We start from the raw sequence: 18,192 nt of genomic DNA, 5'->3' as shown, positions 1-18,192 counted from the left end.
CGGCTACCCGGTGACGGTGGCCCCGGCCACCGCCGCACGCGGCGCGGGCACCACGGCGCCCTGCGCCACCGGGACGCCCGGCTCCCCCGGAGCCGGCTCGCCCGCCACCGCCGCCCCCGCGACCGCCTCGCCCGCCTCCACGGGCGGCAGCGCCACGTGCTCGCTCATCCCGAACCGGCGGTGCAACCGCTTCAGCGGAGCCGGCGCCCACCAGTTGAACTCGCCGAAGAGGCTCATCGCGGCCGGCACCAGCAGGCACCGCACCAGCGTGGCGTCCACCGCCACGGCCACCGCGAGGGCGATGCCCATCTCCTTGACGATCAGCATCTGCCCGGCCGCGAACCCGGAGAAGACGATCACCATCAGCAGCGCGGCCGAGGTGATGATCCGACCGCTGCGTTGCAGACCCAGCTGCACCGCCCGCCGGCAGTCGTACCCCTGGTCCTTCAGCTCCTTGATCCGCGCGAGCAGGAAGACCTCGTAGTCCATCGACAGCCCGAAGGCGAAGGCGAAGACCAGCACCGGGATGAAGGTCTCCAGGCCCCCGGCCCGGGTGAAGCCGAGCGGGCCCGCGAACCAGCCGTGCTGGAACACCAAGGTCAGCGCGCCCAGCGAGCAGCCCAGTGAGAGCACGTTCATCAGCAGGGCCTTGATCGGCATCACCACCGAGCCGGTCATCAGGAAGAGCAGCACCAGGGTGCCGACCGCGACCAGCCCGAACGCCCACGGCCCGCGGCTGGTCAGCTCGTGCTGGAAGTCGACGACGCCGGCGGCATCCCCGGTGACATAGGTCTCCAGGCCGCCCCGGTGCTCCCGCAGCTCGTTGACCACCTGCTTGGCCTGCGAACCCTGCGGGTCTGCGTGCACCAGCACCTCGACGGTGCTGAGCTGCGGGCCGACCGGCTGCACCGCGCGCACCCCGGCCACGCCCGGCAGCTTGGCCACCACCTGGTCCGCGTACTGCGCCGCGGCCTGCTCGCTGCCCCGGACCACCACGGTCACCGGCGCGGGCGCCGCCTGCGGGTACTCCGCCTTGACGGTCTCGGCCACCTGGCGCCCCACCGAGCCGCTGGGCAGCGCGTCGACACCGGTGCTGCGCATGTGGGCCCCCAGGAACGGCGCACCGGCGGCCATCAGCACCGTGACGCACACCAGCGCCACCGGCACCGCCCGGCGCTGCACCCTGCGCACGGTGCGCGCGAAGAATCCCTCGTCCGGCTCCTTGTGCTTGGGCGGCTTGATCCGGTGCCCGGCGAAGCCGAGCAGCGCCGGCACCAGGGTGATCGCGGCCAGCACGGCGATCACGACGACGCTGACTCCGGCGGCGGCCACGGCCGAGAAGACCGGGCTGGTGAAGACGAACAGCCCGCTCAGGGCGACCGCGACGGTCAGGCCGGAGAACGCCACGGTGCGGCCGGCGGTGGCGGCGGTGCGGTCGATCGCGGCGGCCATCGAGCAACCCTGGCCGCGTTCCTCGCGGAACCGGTTGACCATCAGCAGTGCGTAGTCGATGGACAGGCCGAGGCCCAGCACGGTGGCGATCGGCAGCACCGAGGTGTCCAGGTCCATCAGGTGGCTGAAGCCGAACATCGCCAGCAGCGCGCCGCCGACCGAGGCGACGGCCCCGATCACCGGCAGGCCGGCGGCCGCCAGACCACCGAAGACCAGCACCATCACCACCAGGGTCAGCGGCAGGGTGACGAGCTCGCCGAAGGTGGTGTCGGACTGGGTCTGGGTCTTGACCTCCTGCTGCACCACCAGGTCACCGCCGACCTTGACCTGGGTGCCGGGGGCCTGGATCCGCGCCAGCCGCTGGCTGACCGCCTGCTGCTGCGCGCTGGTGGCGCTGTCGGTCATCCGCACGTCCACCAGGCTGCCGTTGCCGTCCGCGGCGGTCAGCGCGCTCTGCCGGCCGTCCTGGTAGGCGTCGGCGACCGAGAGCACGCCGGGCAGCCCGGTGATGTCCCGGGCGGCGCCGGTGACGGCCGTGCGCACCGCCTGGTCGTCCACCGGCCGGCCGCTCACCACGGCGGTGATGGAACCCGCCGACGGATCCGCGGCGGCGACGATCGCGCTCCCACGGGCGGACTCGGCCCCGCCTGCGGCCGTCTGGGTGACGGAGCCTTCGAAGACCCGGCCACCGATCAGCACGCCGAGTGCGAGCACCGCCACCCAGAACGCCAGCACCCACCGCCGGTGCCGGTGGCAGAAACGGCCGAGGGCGGCGAGGCGGCCGGGGGCCGCGGTGGCGGGGTCGTGCTCGGTGGTGGCATTGCGGCGCATCAAGCGGATCTGCCTCAGCATTTCGGGGCGGGAAACCCGTTGGCAACTCCTCTCAAGCTAGGGGGTCGGCATTAAAAGGCCCATAAAAATGCAATGAGCCCCTGATCACAGCACGATCCGCAGTTGAACAGAGACGATCCGCACACGAACACGATCATGAAAGGTGCGGGAAAGAGGCCAATGGGACCGGAAAAGAGGGCTCAGAATGATCACAAGAATGATCATCGAAATGCCGGGGCGATCACCGGGAAACGCGAAGTGGGCCCCACCCGGAATCCCGGGTGGGGCCCACTGGGCTAGAGCAGGCTAGCTACGCGTTCAGCTCTGGCCGCCGGCCAGCTTCTCGCGCAGGGCAGCCAGCGCCTCGTCCGAGGCGAGGGCGCCAGCGCCCTCGTCGCTGGAGGAGGAGTAGTTGCCACCGGCAGCGGCGGCAACCGCGTCGCCACCCTCGGCAGCGGCCTCGGCGTCGGCCTCGCGGCTCTTGATGACCTGGGCCTGGTGCTGCTCGAAGCGGGCCTGCGCCTCGGCGTACTGGCGCTCCCACTCCTCACGCTGCTTCTCGAAGCCGGGCAGCCAGTCGTTCGCCTCGGGGTCGAAGCCCTCGGGGTAGATGTAGTTGCCCTGGTCGTCGTAGGACGCGGCCATGCCGTACAGGGTCGGGTCGAACTCGACCGACGCCGGGTCGGCACCGAGCGACTCGTTGGCCTGCTTCAGCGAGAGGCTGATGCGACGACGCTCGAGGTCGATGTCGATGACCTTGACGAAGATCTCGTCGCCGACCTGGACGACCTGCTCCGGGATCTCCACGTGGCGCTCGGCCAGCTCGGAGATGTGGACCAGGCCCTCGATGCCCTCGTCCACGCGGACGAACGCACCGAACGGAACCAGCTTGGTGACCTTACCCGGAACGACCTGGCCGATCTGGTGGGTACGGGCGAACTGCTGCCACGGGTCCTCCTGGGTCGCCTTCAGCGACAGGGAGACGCGCTCGCGGTCCATGTCAACGTCGAGGACCTCGACGGTGACCTCCTGGCCGACCTCGACGACCTCGGACGGGTGGTCGATGTGCTTCCAGGACAGCTCGGAGACGTGCACCAGGCCGTCGACGCCACCCAGGTCCACGAAGGCACCGAAGTTGACGATCGAGGAGACGACACCGGAGCGCACCTGGCCCTTCTGCAGGGTGGTGAGGAAGGTCTGGCGGACCTCGCTCTGGGTCTGCTCCAGCCAGGCACGGCGGGACAGGACCACGTTGTTGCGGTTCTTGTCCAGCTCGATGATCTTGGCCTCGAGCTCCTTGCCCACGTAGGGCTGCAGGTCGCGCACGCGGCGCATCTCGACCAGGGAGGCGGGGAGGAAGCCGCGCAGGCCGATGTCGAGGATGAGACCACCCTTGACGACCTCGATGACGGTACCGGTGACGATGCCGTCCTCTTCCTTGATCTTCTCGATCGTGCCCCAGGCGCGCTCGTACTGGGCGCGCTTCTTGGACAGGATCAGACGACCCTCCTTGTCCTCCTTCTGGAGGACCAGGGCCTCGATCTCGTCACCGACGGAGACGACCTCGTGCGGGTCGACGTCGTGCTTGATCGACAGCTCGCGGGACGGAATGACGCCCTCGGTCTTGTAACCGATGTCGAGGAGCACCTCGTCACGGTCGACCTTCACGATGATGCCCTCGACGATGTCGCCATCGTTGAAGTACTTGATGGTCTCGTCGATCGCCGCGAGGAACGCGTCCGCGTCGCCGATGTCGTTGACCGCAACCTGCGGGGTGGTGCTGACAGAGGTGTCGGTGGGGCTCGTCATTAGGAAAAGGGCTCCGGTACGGACATGAAAGTCGTAGGTAATGCCACGCGGGGGCCCGTATTCGCTCCCACCGAAAAGCCCGGGGGGTCTTCGACAGATGCGAGCGCGACCTGCTCCGTCCGAGGCGCGCAGGCCCGCAGCGCAACTTGTAGCATACGGGGACAGGCAAGCACGGTCAACGTCGAAGCCCGCGAGACCGTCACAGGCCGGTATCGATCAGGCCATATCCTCCAACTACGCCCGCATCCGACCGGCAGGTCGTGGTGCGCGGGGCAGTTCTCGGGGCCCAGTCACCCCGGATGCCACCGCCGGCCCGGCCCCGAGGGGCAGTGCCGTGAAGCGGCGCTTTCCGCACACCTAGCCTACGCGAGGCCGACCATGACCCTTGACACCACCCCCGGCGACGAGCTCGACGACGACCTCGCCGTGCGCCGCCCCGCCGCGGCCGGCGAGAGCAGCCGGGCCAGCCGCCAGTGGTGGGACCGCAACGCCGACGAGTACCAGGACGAGCACGGCGCCTTCCTCGGCGACGACCGGTTCACCTGGTGCCCGGAGGGGCTGGACGAGGCCGACGCCCAGCTGCTCGGCCCGACCGCCGCGCTGCGCGGACTGGCGGTGCTGGAGCTCGGCGCGGGCGCCGCGCAGTGCTCCCGCTGGCTGGCCGCCCAGGGCGCCAGGCCGGTGGCGCTGGACATCTCGCACCGCCAGCTGCAGCACTCCCGGCGGATCGACGAGCAGCGCGGCACCGCCCGGATACCGGTGGTGCAGGCGGACGCGGCGGTGCTGCCGTTCGCCGACGCCTCCTTCGACCTGGCCTGCTCCGCCTACGGCGCGGTGCCGTTCAGCGCCGACACCGCGGAGCTGATGCGCGAGGTGCACCGGGTGCTGCGGCCGGGCGGGCGGTGGGTGTTCTCGGTGACCCATCCGATCCGCTGGGCCTTCCCCGACGAACCCGGCATCGAAGGGCTGACCGCGAGCGCCTCCTACTTCGACCGCACGCCCTACGTCGAACAGGACGCGACCGGCCGGGCCAGCTACGTCGAGCACCACCGCACCCTGGGCGACCGGGTGCGCGAGCTGGTCGGCGCCGGCTTCGCGCTGCTCGACCTGGTGGAGCCGGAGTGGCCCGACCAGCTGACCGGCACCTGGGGCGGCTGGAGCCCGCTGCGGGGGCGGCACATCCCGGGCACCGCGATCTTCGTGGCGCAGCGGGGCTGAATACTGGTCGAGTGACTCCCGTCGCCCGGAAGAACCTCGACCTCCCCGTCCGCACCGCGCTGCCGGCGCTGGCCGCCGCCCTCGACGAGCGGGGTGCGGCCGTGCTCGCCGCCCCGCCCGGGACCGGCAAGACCACGCTGGTGCCGCTGGCGCTGGCGGGGCTGCTGGACGACGGCGCACCGCCCGCCCGGCTGCTGGTGGCCGAGCCGCGCCGGCTGGCGGTGCGGGCGGCGGCCCGCCGGATGGCCTGGCTGCTCGGCGAGAAGGCGGGTGACCGGGTCGGCTACACGGTGCGCGGCGACCGGGTGGTGGGGGCGCGCACAGTGGTCGAGGTGGTGACGACCGGGGTGCTGCTGCAGCGGCTGCAGCGGGACCCGGAGCTGCCCGGGGTCGACGCGGTGCTGCTGGACGAGTGCCACGAACGGCACCTGGACGCGGACACCGCGCTCGCCTTCCTGCTCGACGTCCGGGCGGCCCTGCGCCCCGAGCTGCGGCTGCTGGTCGCCTCGGCCACCTCGGACACCGCGGCCTGGGCCGAACTGCTGGGCGGCGCACCGGTGGTGACCGCCGAGGCGGTGACCCACCCGGTCGAGGTGGTGTGGGCGCCGCCGCCGCGCCCGGTGCGGCCGCCGCAGGGCACCCGCACCGACCCCGCACTGCTGGAGCACGTCGCGGCGACGGTGCGGCGGGCGCTCGACGAGCACCTCGGGGATCTGCTCTGCTTCCTGCCGGGAGTCGGCGAGATCGCCCGGGTGGCCGGGCTGCTGGACGGCACGGTGCCGGCCGAGGTGCTGCAGCTGCACGGGCAGGCGCCGGCGGCCGTGCAGGACGCGGCGCTGACCGCCGGTGAGCGGCGCCGGGTGATCCTCGCCACCTCGGTGGCGGAGTCCTCACTGACCGTGCCCGGCGTGCGGATCGTGGTCGACGCCGGGCTGGCCCGGGAGCCGCGCACCGACCACGCGCGCGGGCTGAGCGCACTGGTGACGGTACGGGCCTCGCTGGCGGCCGGGCGGCAGCGGGCGGGCCGCGCGGGGCGCGAGGGCCCCGGGGTGGTGTACCGCTGCTGGCCGGAGGCCGCCGACGCGCTCGCCGCCCGGTTCCCGACCCCGGAGATCGCGCTCGCCGACCTGACCTCGTTCGCCCTCCAGGCCGCTTGCTGGGGCTCCCCGGACGCGGGCGACCTCGCGCTGCTCGACCCGCCGCCGACGGGTGCCCTGACGGCGGCCCGGCGGACACTGACGGCGCTCGGCGCGGTGGACGCGACCGGGCGCGCCACCGAGCGCGGGCGCCTGCTGGCTCGCACCGGCCTGCACCCGCGCCTGGCGCGGGCGTTGCACGACGGCGCACCCCTGGTGGGCGCGCGGCGCGCGGCGGAGCTGGTGGCGCTGCTCTCCGAGGAGCCTCCCCGCGCACTCGGCGACGACCTGGCGGGCATCTGGCGCTCGGTGCGGGCCGGCGACGGCGGTGAGCCGGCGGGCTACCGGGCCCGCTGGCGCGACGAGACCCGCCGGTTGCGCGCCCAGCTGGACGGCGTCCCGGACGGCGCGACGGGTGCTGACGACGCCTCGGCCGCCGGCCTGGTGGTGGCACTCGCCCATCCGGAGCGGGTGGCCCGGGCGCGCTCACCGCGCCCCGAACCCGGCGAGCGGACCGGCTACTTGATGGCCTCCGGCACGGCGGGCGAGACCGCGCCGGGGTCGGCGCTGGGCGGCGCGCCGTGGCTGGCGGTGGCGGTGGCCGACCGACCGGCGGGTGCGCCGTGCGCCCGGATCCAGCGCGCGGCGGTGATCGACGAGGCGACCGCCCGCACCGCCGCGGCCCACCTGCTGACCAGCCGCGAGGAGGTGCACTGGGCTGCTCCGCCGGGCAGTCGGCGCGGCGATCTGACGGCCCGCCGGGTGACGGCGCTCGGTGCGCTGGAGCTGGATGCGACCGAGCTGGCGAAGCCCGATCCGTCGCTGGTGCGGGCCGCGCTGCTGGAGGGCCTGGCCCGGGAGGGCGTCGGCGAGCTGCTGCGCTGGACGGAGACCGGCCGCTCGCTGCGCCTGCGGCTGGCCTTCCTGCGTCGCGAACTCGGCGACCCGTGGCCCGCGGTGGACGATGCCGCGCTACTGGCCGCGGCGGACCAGTGGCTGGAGCCCGAGCTCTCCCGGGCCCGCGGCCGCGCCGACCTGGAGCGGATCGACACCGCCGCCGCCCTGAACCGCCTGCTGCCCTGGGCCACCGGCGAGGCCGGCCGGCTGGACGAGCTGGCCCCGGAACGGATCACCGTGCCCAGCGGCTCACGGGTGCGGGTCGACTACTCCGGCGACCAGCCGGTTCTCGCGGTCAAACTCCAGGAGCTCTTCGGCTGGCAGGCCGCCCCGGCCCTGGCCGGCGGCCGGGCCCCGCTCACCGTCCACCTGCTCTCCCCCGCCGGCCGCCCCGCCGCCGTCACCGGCGACCTCGCCTCCTTCTGGCAGCACGGCTACCGCGCCGTCCGCGCCGACCTGCGCGGCCGCTACCCCCGCCACCCCTGGCCGGAGGACCCGACGACCGCCGAGCCGACCCGCCGGGCCAACCCGCGCAGGTGAGAGGACCCTCGCTGCCGCCGTTACGCTGAAGCCGGACGCCTCTGGAGGAGAGATGCTCGCTCACCACCTTGAACTGATCGAGGAAGCCCGCCGGATCGCACCGAAGAACATCAAAGTCGAGTTCTCCGGTGATGTGATCGTCATGCAAGCCTCCCCATCGGGAATTCACCAGCGCAATCTTGCCCTGATCCAGCGTCAGTTCGAGGCTCACGCGCCAGAGGACTACCTGCTATCCGGAAACTCAGATCTGGACTCCCCGGCAGTCGGCATACTCCGCAACCCGGACCTCACCTATCTGCCCGAGGCCGCCATGGCGACGACCAGCAGTCGGATTCCCGCCGAGCTCGCTCTGATCGCCGTCGAGATCGTCTCCCCCTCCAATCCCGAGAACGACTGGCACGGCAAGGTCCGCGACTACCCGCTGATGGGCATCCCGCTGTACCTGATCGTCGACCCGAACCAGAAGACCGTCACCCTGTTCGGCGAACCCGAGAACGGACGCTACCGGGCCCGGGAAGACGCGAACTTCGGGGAGACCGTCCACATCCCGGCCCCGTTCGACTTCACCCTCGACACCAGCGCCCTGCTCCCCTACTGACGCTACTGACACGCCGAACGGGCCGGGCTCCAAGCAGAACCCGGCCCGTGGTCAACGCGCCGTCAGTGCGCCGCCGCCTCCCAGTCGGGGCCCACGCCGACCGAGACGTCCAGCGGGGCGCGCAGGTCGTAGGCGCCGGCCATCTGCTCGCGGACGAGGGACTCGACCTGCTCGCGCTCGCCGGGCGCCAGCTCCAGGACGATTTCGTCGTGCACCTGGAGCAGCATCCGGGACTTCAGCCTGGCCTTGGTCAGGGCCTCGTCGACGTGCAGCATGGCGATCTTGACGATGTCCGCGGCCGAGCCCTGGACCGGGGCGTTGAGGGCCATCCGCTCGGCCATCTCCCGGCGCTGCCGGTTGTCACTGGTCAGGTCGGGCAGGTAGCGGCGGCGGCCGAGCAGGGTCTCGGTGTAGCCGGTGGCGCGGGCCTCCTCGACCACCCGGTGCAGGTAGTCACGCACGCCGCCGAACCGCTCGAAGTAAGTGTCCATCAGACCCTGCGCCTCGTTCGGCTTGATGCCGAGCTGCTGCGAGAGGCCGTAGGCGGAGAGCCCGTAGGCCAGGCCGTAGGACATCGCCTTGATCTTGCGGCGCATCTCTGCGTCGACCTGGGCCGGGGCGACCTGGAAGACCGAGGAGGCCACCGTGGTGTGCAGGTCCTCGCCACTGGCGAAGGCCTCGATCAGCGCCTCGTCCTCGGAGAGGTGGGCCATGATCCGCAGCTCGATCTGCGAGTAGTCGGCGGTGAGCAGCGACTCGTAGCCCTCGCCGACCACGAAGGCGCGGCGGATCAGCCGGCCCTCCTCGGTGCGCACCGGGATGTTCTGCAGGTTCGGGTCCTGCGAGGAGAGCCGGCCGGTGGCGGCGACCATCTGGTTGAAGGTGGTGTGGATCCGACCCTGCGGGGAGACGGTCTTGAGCAGGCCCTCGACCGTGGTGCGCAGCTTGGCCTGGTCGCGGTGGCGCAACAGGATGACCGGCAGCTCGTTGTCGGTCTGGGTGGCCAGCCAGGTGAGCGCGTCGGCGTCGGTGGTGTAACCGGTCTTGATCTTCTTGGTCTTGGGCAGGTTGAGCTCGCCGAACAGGATCTCCTGCAGCTGCTTGGGCGAGCCCAGGTTGAAGGGGTGGCCGGCGGCGGCGTGCGCCTCCTCGACCACGCGCTGGATCTCGGTGGCGAACTGCTGCTCCAGCGAGTGCAGCCACTTGCGGTCGGCGGCGATGCCGGTGCGCTCCATCCGGGCCAGCAGGGCCGCGATCGGGAGCTCCATCTCGTGCATCAGCTCGACGGCCCCGACCTCGGCGAGGCGGGTGTCGAAGAGCGCGGCGAGGTCGAGCACGGTGCGGGCCTGCACCATCAGCGCCTGGGCACCGGCGGCAGGGTCCTCCTCCGGTGCGTCGAAGGCGAGTTGGCCGCTCTCGGCGGCGGCGGCCGGGGCGAGCGAGCGGCCCAGGTACTCCTCGGCGAGCACCTCCAGGGTGAAGGTGCGCCGGCCGGGCTTCTCCAGGTAGGCGGCGAGGGCGGTGTCGGCGGCGACCCCGCTGACCGTCCAGCCGCGCTCCGCGAAGGCGCGCATCACCTGCTTGGCGATGTGCAGGGCCTTGGGCCGCTCGGGGTCGGCGAGGAAGGCGGCGAAGGCCTGCTCGTCCTCCGCGGCGAGCTGGGCGGGGTCGAACCAGGCGGCGGCCTCGGCGGTGGCCAGGGCCACCTCGCGCACCTCGCCGCTGCCCAGCGCCCAGTCGTAGACGGAGGCCAGGGCCACCCGCTCGCCCGCCGCGACGCGCTCGGTGAGCCAGGCGGCGAGCGCGCCCTGCTCGGTGAGCAGGTCGCCCTCGACCTCGACGCCGGGGACGGCGACCGCGGCGGCCGGCTCGGCGGCACCCGGGTCGAGGTTGAAGAGGCGCTCGCGGAAGTTGGGGTTGCGGAACTCCAGCGCCTCCATCAGCCGGCCGACCGCCTCCCGGTCGAACGGCTCACGGGACAAGTCATCGACACCGAGCGGCAGTTCGACGTCCCGGATCAGCTCGGTGAGCACCCGGTTGCGCTTGACCGACTCCAGGTTGTCCCGCAGCTTCTCACCGATCTTGCCCTTCACCTCGTCGGCCCGGGCGACCAGTTCGTCGAAGGAGCCGAACTGGTTGACCCACTTGGCGGCGGTCTTCTCGCCGACGCCGGGGATGCCGGGCAGGTTGTCCGACGGGTCGCCGCGCAGTGCGGCCAGGTCCGGGTACTGACGGGGCGTCACACCGTACTTCTCGGTGACCCTCTCGGGGGTGTAGCGGGTGAGCTCGGAGACGCCCTTGGTGGGGTAGAGCACCGTGGTGTGGTCGGTGACCAGCTGCAGCGAATCCCGGTCACCGGTGACGATCAGCACCTCGAAGCCGGCCGCCTCGGCGGCGGTGGCCAGGGTGGCGATGACGTCGTCGGCCTCGAAGCCCTCGATCGCCAGCCGCCGCACCTTCATCGCGTCGAGCAGTTCGCCGATCAGACCGACCTGGCTGCGGAACTCGTCCGGCGTGGTGGCCCGGTTGGCCTTGTAGTCGGGGAACTGCTCGGAGCGGAAGGTCTTGCGGGAGACGTCGAAGGCGACCGCGAGGTGCGTGGGCGCCTCGTCCCGCACGGTGTTGGCGACCATGGAGGCGAAGCCGTAGACGGCGTTGGTCGGCTGGCCGGTCGAGGTGTTGAAGTTCTCCACCGGCAGCGCGTAGAACGCCCGGTAGGCGAGCGAATGCCCGTCGAGCAGCATCAGCCTGGGCCGGGCCGCCCTTCCAGCACTGCCCGCGCCCTGCACCGCACTCTGCGTAGCCACGTCAACGTCCGTTCCTGCCGACTCCAACTGCCGCCACCGATCCTAGGCGGCCGGACTGACAACGCCGACCAGCCACGACCCACCCGGCCGGGCTCGCGGGCCGCCCCGCCCCTACGATCACGAAGTTACGATCACGAAAGGCCGTGCCCCCGCGGCCGGATCCTCGACCCCCGGGAGTGACCCCCATGACCGAGCTGCCCGACACCCCGAGCTCCCCCGCGCCCGACGGCCGCGCTCCGCTGAAGCTGGACGTGCCGCAGGACGTGCTGGACCACTTCGCGAGGCTCGGCGTCGACCCCGGCACGTTCAGCGGCGGCACCCTGGGCGACAAGATGGACATCCGGATCGTGGAGGCCTCGGCGGACCGGGTGGCCGGCACCATGCCGGTGGAGGGCAACCAGCAGCCGTACGGCCTGCTGCACGGCGGCGCCTCCGCGGCGCTGGCCGAGACCCTCGGTTCGATAGGGGCGATGCTGCACGCCGGCCCCGGCCGCTACGCGGTGGGCGTGGACCTCAACGTCACCCACCACCGCTCGGCCACCTCCGGCCTGGTGACCGGGGTGGCGACCGCCGTCTTCAAGGGCCGCACCGCCGCGACCTACGAGATCGCGATCACCGACGACACCGGCCGCCGGATCACCAGCTGCCGCCTGACCTGCGCGCTGCGCGACCTGTAACACCGCCACCGCACGTCACGCGAAGCCCCCGCGCCCCTTCGTTTGGCCGCCGCCCGCACTGGGCAGGTCTGGCCCGACGAGGGGGCGCGTCGCATGTCCGGGCACCGCCCGGCGGGCCCCGGGACGGGCGGCGGGCGCCGCGGCCGTTCCGCGACGGCCGGTGGCCATGCCCTCAATTGTAACGCTGCGTAATGTCCGGGCAAGGTGCCTCCGACCCGTCGAACGCCCCACCGCCTGCTCGGCGGCACCCCCGACGCAGTGCCACGTCCGCATTGCGGACCTCGGCGTCCGGTCGACTCACGACGGACGTGATCGTCCGGGGATCGGACGGATCGTCTACTGCCTCTGTTTTTCGGCGACTTGAGTGATCTTGTGGCAGTCCGCATGGTTCATCCAGGGTGGAGCCGAAGCTGATCGGCCATCATCCGAGACGCCAGGCATGTGGCGCTCATAACAGAAGAATCACAGCAGTCGCACAGTACTGCCCCCGTCGGCCGGGGAGCTCTAGAGTCACGGCCAGTCACCGCCAGACCTTGAAGGGGACCACTCGTGCGCCATCGTTCACTGCTCGTCCTCAGCATCGCCCTGACCGGGGCCCTCACCGTCACCGCCTGCGGTTCGCGCGGCGGCAGCAAGAGCGGCGGCGACACCTCGGCCAACGGCATCACCGTCACCATCGGGGTCGACGCCCCGCTGTCCGGTCAGAACTCCGCCACCGGCCTGGGCATCAAGTACGGCGTGCAGATCGCCGCCGACGACGCCAACAAGAACCACACCGTCCCCGGCGTGACCTTCAAGGTGGACGCCAAGGACGACCAGGCGCAGCCCACCATCGGTCAGCAGAACGCCACCGCGCTGGTCGGCGAGAGCGACGTCATCGGCGTCGTCGGCCCGCTCAACTCCGGTGTGGCGCAGTCGATGCAGCAGGTCTTCGCGACCGCGAACATGGTGGAGATCTCGCCCTCGAACACCAACCCGGCGCTCACCCAGGGCCCCAACTGGGCCAAGGGCGACAAGAAGCGCCAGTTCCCGACCTACTTCCGCACGGCCACCACCGACGCCCTGCAGGGCGCCTTCGCCGCGCAGTACGCCAGCGGTCCCGCGGGCAAGAAGAAGGCCTTCGTGGTGGACGACAAGCAGACCTACGGCGCCGGCCTGGCCGGGATCTTCCAGGACTCCTTCACCAAGGACGGCGGCCAGGTGGTCGGCACCGACCACGTCAACACCGGCGACAAGGACTTCTCCGCCCTGGTCACCAAGATCAAGTCGTCCGGCGCCGACCTGCTCTACTACGGCGGCCAGTACGACGAGTCCGAGCTGATCACCAAGCAGCTCAAGGCGGCCGGCGACAACATCCCGCTGATGGGCGGCGACGGCATGTACTCCCAGACCTACATCACCACCGCCGGTGCCGCCGCCGAGGGCGACCTGGTCACCTCGGTGGGCGTGCCGATGTCCAGCCTGGACACCGCCAAGAACTTCATCTCCGAGTACAAGGCCGCCGGCTACGCCGGTGACTACGACACCTACGGCGGCTACTCCTACGACGCCGCCACGGCCATCATCAAGGCGGTCGGCCAGGTGGTCGGCAAGAACAACGGCAAGCTGCCCAGCGACGCCCGCGCCCAGGTCGTCCAGGGCGTGCAGAGCGCCGACTTCGACGGCATCGCCGGCCACATCTCCTTCGACCAGTACGGCGACACCACCAACAAGCAGCTGACCGTCTACCAGGTCAAGAGCGGCCAGTGGGCGGCGGTCAAGACCGGCACCTACACCGGCTGACCCGAACTCCCGGCACCGGGGCCGCCCACGCCCGACCCGCGCGGGCGGCCCCGCGTCCCTCCAACCACCGAGACGCCAGCACAGCGACATGGAGGCCGCGGTGCACACCCTGCCGCAACAACTCGCCAACGGCCTTTTCCTTGGCGCGACTTACGGGCTCATAGCCATTGGCTACACAATGGTCTACGGCATCGTGCAGCTCATCAACTTCGCCCACGGCGAGATCTTCATGACCGGTGGCTTCGGCGCCCTCACCGTCTATCTCGCACTGCCCCACGGCACCAGCCTCTGGCTCGCCCTGCCGCTGATGCTGATCGGCGGCGCCATCACCGCGGTGCTGATCGCGCTGGGCGCCGAACGGTTCGCCTACCGCCCGCTGCGCACCGCGCCCCGGCTGGCCCCGCTGATCGCCGCCATCGGCCTGTCACTCGGCCTCCAGCAGGCCGTGCACAACCTCTACCCCAAGGCCACCAGCCCCCGGGCCTTCCCGCAGATGCAGGCCGGACCATGGAACGTGGGCAGCATCCACATCCAGTCCGGTGACCTGTTCACCATCGTCGCCGCCCCGATCTGCATGATCATCCTCGCCGTCTTCGTGCAGAAGTCCCGCACCGGGCGCGCCATGCAGGCCACTGCCCAGGATCCGGACACCGCCCAGCTGATGGGCATCGACACCAACCGGATCATCGCCGCGGCGTTCGCCATCGGCGCCCTGTTCGCCGCCGTCGCCGCCGTCTGCTACGGCCTGCGCTACGGCGAAGTCGACTACAGCATGGGCTTCCAGGCCGGCCTCAAGGCCTTCACCGCGGCGGTGCTTGGCGGCATCGGCAACATCTACGGCGCGATGCTCGGCGGCCTGGTGCTCGGCCTGGCCGAGGCCATGGCCACCGCCTACATCTCCGACATCCCCGGCATGCACCAGCTGGGCGGCGGCAGTTGGGCCTCGGTCTGGGCCTTCGTGCTGCTCATCCTGGTCCTGCTGCTGCGGCCGCAGGGGCTGCTCGGCGAACGCGTCGCGGACCGGGCCTGAGGCCGAAGGAGAAGCAGAGATGACCACCAAGACCGCATACGGCAACCGCCTGTCCGACCTCCCGCGCACCACCGTCGGCGCGATCGCCGACCTGCTGGCCCGCCTCGAAGGCACCGTCCCCGCGCCGGTGGCCCGCGCCCTGGTGGCCGGCGGAGCCGTGCTCACCGCCGCCTCGGCCTTCCTCGGCTGGACCTGGACCGCCCGGTTCCCCGGCGACCTCACCGTCAGCGGCTACCCGGGCGGGCTGCAGTGGCTCACCGTCGCCACCGCGGTCCTGCTGCTGCTCCAGGCCCTCGCCGCCTACCAGGTGCCCGGCCTCAAGGTGCTGGCGCCCACCGGCCACACCGGCCCGCTGCGCGGCCTCGCCCTGACCGCCTTCGCCACCACCTGGTTCACCCTGATCGCCATCTGCTACGAACTGGGCGGCCTGGTCAACCTCACCACCGGCGGTGTGATCGCCGGACTCGCCGTGCTCCCGGCCCTGTTCGGCGCCCTCGCCCTGCCCACCGACCGCCGGCCCGCACCGCCCGTGGCGACCGCCAACCCCTGGGTGGAACGCGCCGGAATCGTCGCCGTCGCCGCCATCGGCCTGGGCGTCTTCACCTATGCGATCGACACCGACTACGGCGAGCTCTTCGTCGGCTTCCTGGTCGCCGCCGGCTTCGCGGCGGGCAGCTACGCCCGCTCCGGAGCCACCCAGCGGCTCGCCCAACTCCTGAGCCGCCAGCGGCCGTTCGCCTCGGCAGCCGCCTTCGTCGCGGCCGCGCTGTTCCCGCTCACCCAGACCAACGACCACAACGCCAACGTCGGCGTCAACATCCTGATCTTCGCCACCGTGGCGCTCGGCCTGAACATCGTGGTCGGCCTCACCGGCCTGCTCGACCTCGGCTACGTCGCCTTCCTCGGCGTCGGCGCCTACACCGCCGCCCTGGTGTCCGGATCGCAGTTCTCCACCATCCACACCCAGTTCCCCTTCTGGGCGGCGGCGTTGCTCGGCGGCGCGGTCTCCCTGGTGTTCGGCGTGCTGATCGGCGCGCCCACCCTGCGACTGCGCGGCGACTACCTGGCCATCGTCACCATCGGCTTCGGTGAGATCTTCCACATCACCGTGCAGAACCTCGACGGGTCGTCCGGCCCCAAGCTGACCAACGGCCCCAACGGCATCCCGCAGATCCCCGACATCAACCTCTTCGGCCTCAACCTCGGCAGCGTCCACCACCTCGGTGACACCTCGATCACCATCGGCCGGTTCGCCAACTACTTCTACCTGATGCTGATCGTCACCCTGATCGTGGTGGCCGTCTTCAGCCGGGCCGGCAACTCCCGGATCGGGCGCGCCTGGATCGCCATCCGCGAGGACGAGACCGCCGCCGAGGCCATGGGCATCAACGGGTTCCGCACCAAGCTCATCGCCTTCGCCCTCGGCGCCACCCTCGCCGGGCTGGCCGGCACCGTCAGCGCCCACGTCACCTACAACGTGGTCCCCGACCCGTACGTCTTCGCCGGCTCCGCCCCGCCCAACTCCGCCTTCCTGCTGGCCGCCGTGGTCCTCGGCGGCATGGGCACCGTCACCGGCCCGCTGCTCGGCGCCGCGCTGCTCTACCTGATCCCGGACAAACTCGTCTTCCTGCAGAACTACCAACTGCTCGCGTTCGGCGTGGCCCTGGTCCTGCTGATGCGCTTCCGCCCCGAGGGCATCATCGCCAACCGCCGCCGGCAGGCCGAGTTCCACGACACCGACCTGCCCGCCCAGGGCACCGCCACCGACACCGTCGGCCTCAGCAAGGCAGGGGCGTGACCCATGAGCACCGGCAGCACCCCGCTCCTCGACGCCCGCGGCGTCACCATGCGCTTCGGCGGCCTCACCGCCGTCAACGACGTCGACCTGACCGTCCGCGAAGGCGAGATCATCGGCCTGATCGGCCCCAACGGCGCCGGCAAGACCACCTTCTTCAACTGCCTCACCGGGCTCTACGTCCCGACCGAGGGCACCGTCAGCTACCGCGACCGGGTGCTGCCGCCCAAGCCGCACCTGGTCACCCAGGCCGGCATCGCCCGCACCTTCCAGAACATCCGGCTGTTCGCCAACATGACCGTGCTGGAGAACGTCCTGGTCGGCCGCCACACCCGCACCAGGGAAGGCCTGCTCTCGGCCCTGATCCGCGGCCCCGGCTACCGCCGCGCCGAGGCCGACAGCCGCGAAAAGGCCATGGCGCTCCTGGAGTTCACCGGACTCGCCGACAAGGCCGACCACCTGGCCCGCAACCTGCCCTACGGCGAGCAGCGCAAGCTGGAGATCGCCCGTGCCATGGCCAGCGAGCCCGGACTGCTGCTGCTGGACGAACCCACCGCCGGCATGAACCCCCAGGAGACCAGGGCGGCCGAGGAGTTGGTCTTCGCCATCCGCGACCGCGGGATCGCCGTCCTGGTCATCGAGCACGACATGCGGTTCATCTTCAACCTCTGCGACCGCACCGCCGTACTGGTGCAGGGCCGCAAGATCGTCGAGGGCGACCGGGAGACCGTGCAGAACGACGAGCGGGTCATCACCGCCTACCTCGGCGAGCCCCTCGAACAGCCGAGCACCGACCGCCCCGCGGCAGAACAGCCCGCCGACGCACACACCACGGACGCCCAGCCCACGGAGCCCTCCGAATGACCACCGCACTCCTCGAAGTCGAGGACCTCCGCGTCGCCTACGGCAAGATCGAAGCCGTCAAGGGCATCAGCTTCACCGTCGCCGAGGGCTCGGTCACCACCCTGATCGGCACCAACGGCGCCGGCAAGACCACCACCCTGCGCACCCTCTCCGGCCTGCTCCGCCCCGTCGGCGGCAGCATCCGGTTCGACGGACGCACCCTCGGCAGCGTGCCCGCCCACCGGATCGTCTCGCTGGGCCTGGCCCACTCCCCCGAGGGCCGGCACATCTTCCCGCGCATGACCATCGAGGAGAACCTGCTGCTCGGCGCGTTCCTGCGCAAGGACCAGCCCGGCATCACCGAGGACATCGAACGCGCCTACACGCTCTTCCCGATCCTGGGTGAACGCCGCAAGCAGGCCGCCGGCACCCTCTCCGGCGGTGAGCAGCAGATGCTCGCCATGGGCAGGGCCCTGATGTCCCGCCCCAAGCTGCTGATGCTCGACGAACCCTCCATGGGCCTGTCGCCGCTCATGATGCAGAAGATCATGGCGACCATCGTGGAGCTCAAGGCCGCCGGCACCACCGTCCTGCTGGTCGAACAGAACGCCCAGGCCGCGCTCTCGCTCTCCGACCAGGGCTATGTGATGCAGACCGGCCGGATCGTGCTCAGCGGCACCGGCGCGGCGCTGCTGCGGGACGAGTCGGTGCGCAGGTCCTACCTCGGGGAGGACTGAACACCGCGACGGCGTCGCCCGGTCGGCCGCTGCGGCGCCG

General features: G+C 71.5%; 12 protein-coding genes. 9 read left to right on the top strand and 3 right to left on the bottom strand.

Translation table 11 applies throughout. The features are described from left to right. Positions 1-3: 3 nt before the first annotated feature. Together LN042_RS18235 and rpsA are read right to left on the bottom strand one after the other, a co-directional pair. Complete coding sequence (locus tag LN042_RS18235; protein WP_283843799.1) at positions 4-2,283, bottom strand: MMPL family transporter; 2,280 nt, start codon at positions 2,281-2,283, stop codon at positions 4-6. A 318-nt stretch (positions 2,284-2,601) separates the two neighbouring features. Next, positions 2,602-4,092 carry a 30S ribosomal protein S1 gene (gene rpsA, locus LN042_RS18230; protein ID WP_230052310.1) on the bottom strand — a complete coding sequence of 497 codons (1,491 nt, stop codon included), beginning with the start codon at positions 4,090-4,092 and terminating at the stop codon, positions 2,602-2,604. Between the two features lie 378 nt (positions 4,093-4,470). Between rpsA and LN042_RS18225 the strand changes: the two genes are divergently transcribed. From LN042_RS18225 to LN042_RS18215, 3 genes are read left to right on the top strand one after another with little or no spacing between them, the layout of a single operon-like run. Next, positions 4,471-5,310: a class I SAM-dependent methyltransferase gene (locus LN042_RS18225; RefSeq protein ID WP_230052309.1), complete on the top strand. Its 840-nt coding sequence runs from the start codon at positions 4,471-4,473 to the stop codon at positions 5,308-5,310. Between the two features lie 11 nt (positions 5,311-5,321). After that, positions 5,322-7,883, top strand: a complete 2,562-nt coding sequence (gene hrpB, locus LN042_RS18220; RefSeq protein ID WP_230052308.1) for an ATP-dependent helicase HrpB — start codon at positions 5,322-5,324, stop codon at positions 7,881-7,883. Between the two features lie 52 nt (positions 7,884-7,935). Beyond that, positions 7,936-8,481 (top strand): Uma2 family endonuclease, encoded by a 546-nt coding sequence (locus LN042_RS18215; protein ID WP_230052307.1) that lies wholly within the window; start codon positions 7,936-7,938, stop codon positions 8,479-8,481. Positions 8,482-8,543: 62 nt separating this feature from the next. Here the strand turns inward: LN042_RS18215 and polA are convergent, their stop codons facing one another. Next, entirely contained in the window at positions 8,544-11,225 is a 2,682-nt protein-coding gene (polA, locus tag LN042_RS18210) for a DNA polymerase I (protein WP_230052352.1), read from the bottom strand. Positions 11,226-11,473: 248 nt separating this feature from the next. Here polA and LN042_RS18205 point away from each other — a divergent pair, with 248 nt between their 5' ends. The 6 genes from LN042_RS18205 (at position 11,474) to LN042_RS18180 (ending at position 18,152) form a co-directional block, all read left to right on the top strand. Then, positions 11,474-11,965: a PaaI family thioesterase gene (locus tag LN042_RS18205; RefSeq protein ID WP_230052306.1), complete on the top strand. Its 492-nt coding sequence runs from the start codon at positions 11,474-11,476 to the stop codon at positions 11,963-11,965. 549 nt (positions 11,966-12,514) lie between these two features. After that, complete coding sequence (locus LN042_RS18200; protein WP_230052305.1) at positions 12,515-13,747, top strand: branched-chain amino acid ABC transporter substrate-binding protein; 1,233 nt, start codon at positions 12,515-12,517, stop codon at positions 13,745-13,747. Between the two features lie 100 nt (positions 13,748-13,847). After that, positions 13,848-14,777, top strand: coding sequence for a branched-chain amino acid ABC transporter permease (locus LN042_RS18195; protein ID WP_230052351.1), 930 nt, complete (start codon positions 13,848-13,850; stop codon positions 14,775-14,777). Between the two features lie 19 nt (positions 14,778-14,796). After that, positions 14,797-16,575: a branched-chain amino acid ABC transporter permease gene (locus LN042_RS18190; protein WP_230052304.1), complete on the top strand. Its 1,779-nt coding sequence runs from the start codon at positions 14,797-14,799 to the stop codon at positions 16,573-16,575. 3 nt (positions 16,576-16,578) lie between these two features. Continuing rightward, positions 16,579-17,436, top strand: coding sequence for an ABC transporter ATP-binding protein (locus LN042_RS18185; RefSeq protein ID WP_230052303.1), 858 nt, complete (start codon positions 16,579-16,581; stop codon positions 17,434-17,436). Continuing rightward, positions 17,433-18,152 (top strand): ABC transporter ATP-binding protein, encoded by a 720-nt coding sequence (locus LN042_RS18180; RefSeq protein WP_230052302.1) that lies wholly within the window; start codon positions 17,433-17,435, stop codon positions 18,150-18,152. The genes LN042_RS18185 and LN042_RS18180 overlap by 4 nt, the downstream gene beginning before the upstream one ends. The last annotated feature ends 40 nt before the right edge of the window (positions 18,153-18,192 follow it).

Origin of the sequence: Kitasatospora humi (genome assembly GCF_020907985.1) — a bacterium.
GTDB classification, from domain to species: domain Bacteria; phylum Actinomycetota; class Actinomycetes; order Streptomycetales; family Streptomycetaceae; genus Kitasatospora; species Kitasatospora humi.
The sequence above is the reverse complement of the archived record's forward strand: the minus strand, read 5'-3'. Positions and strand labels throughout refer to the sequence as shown.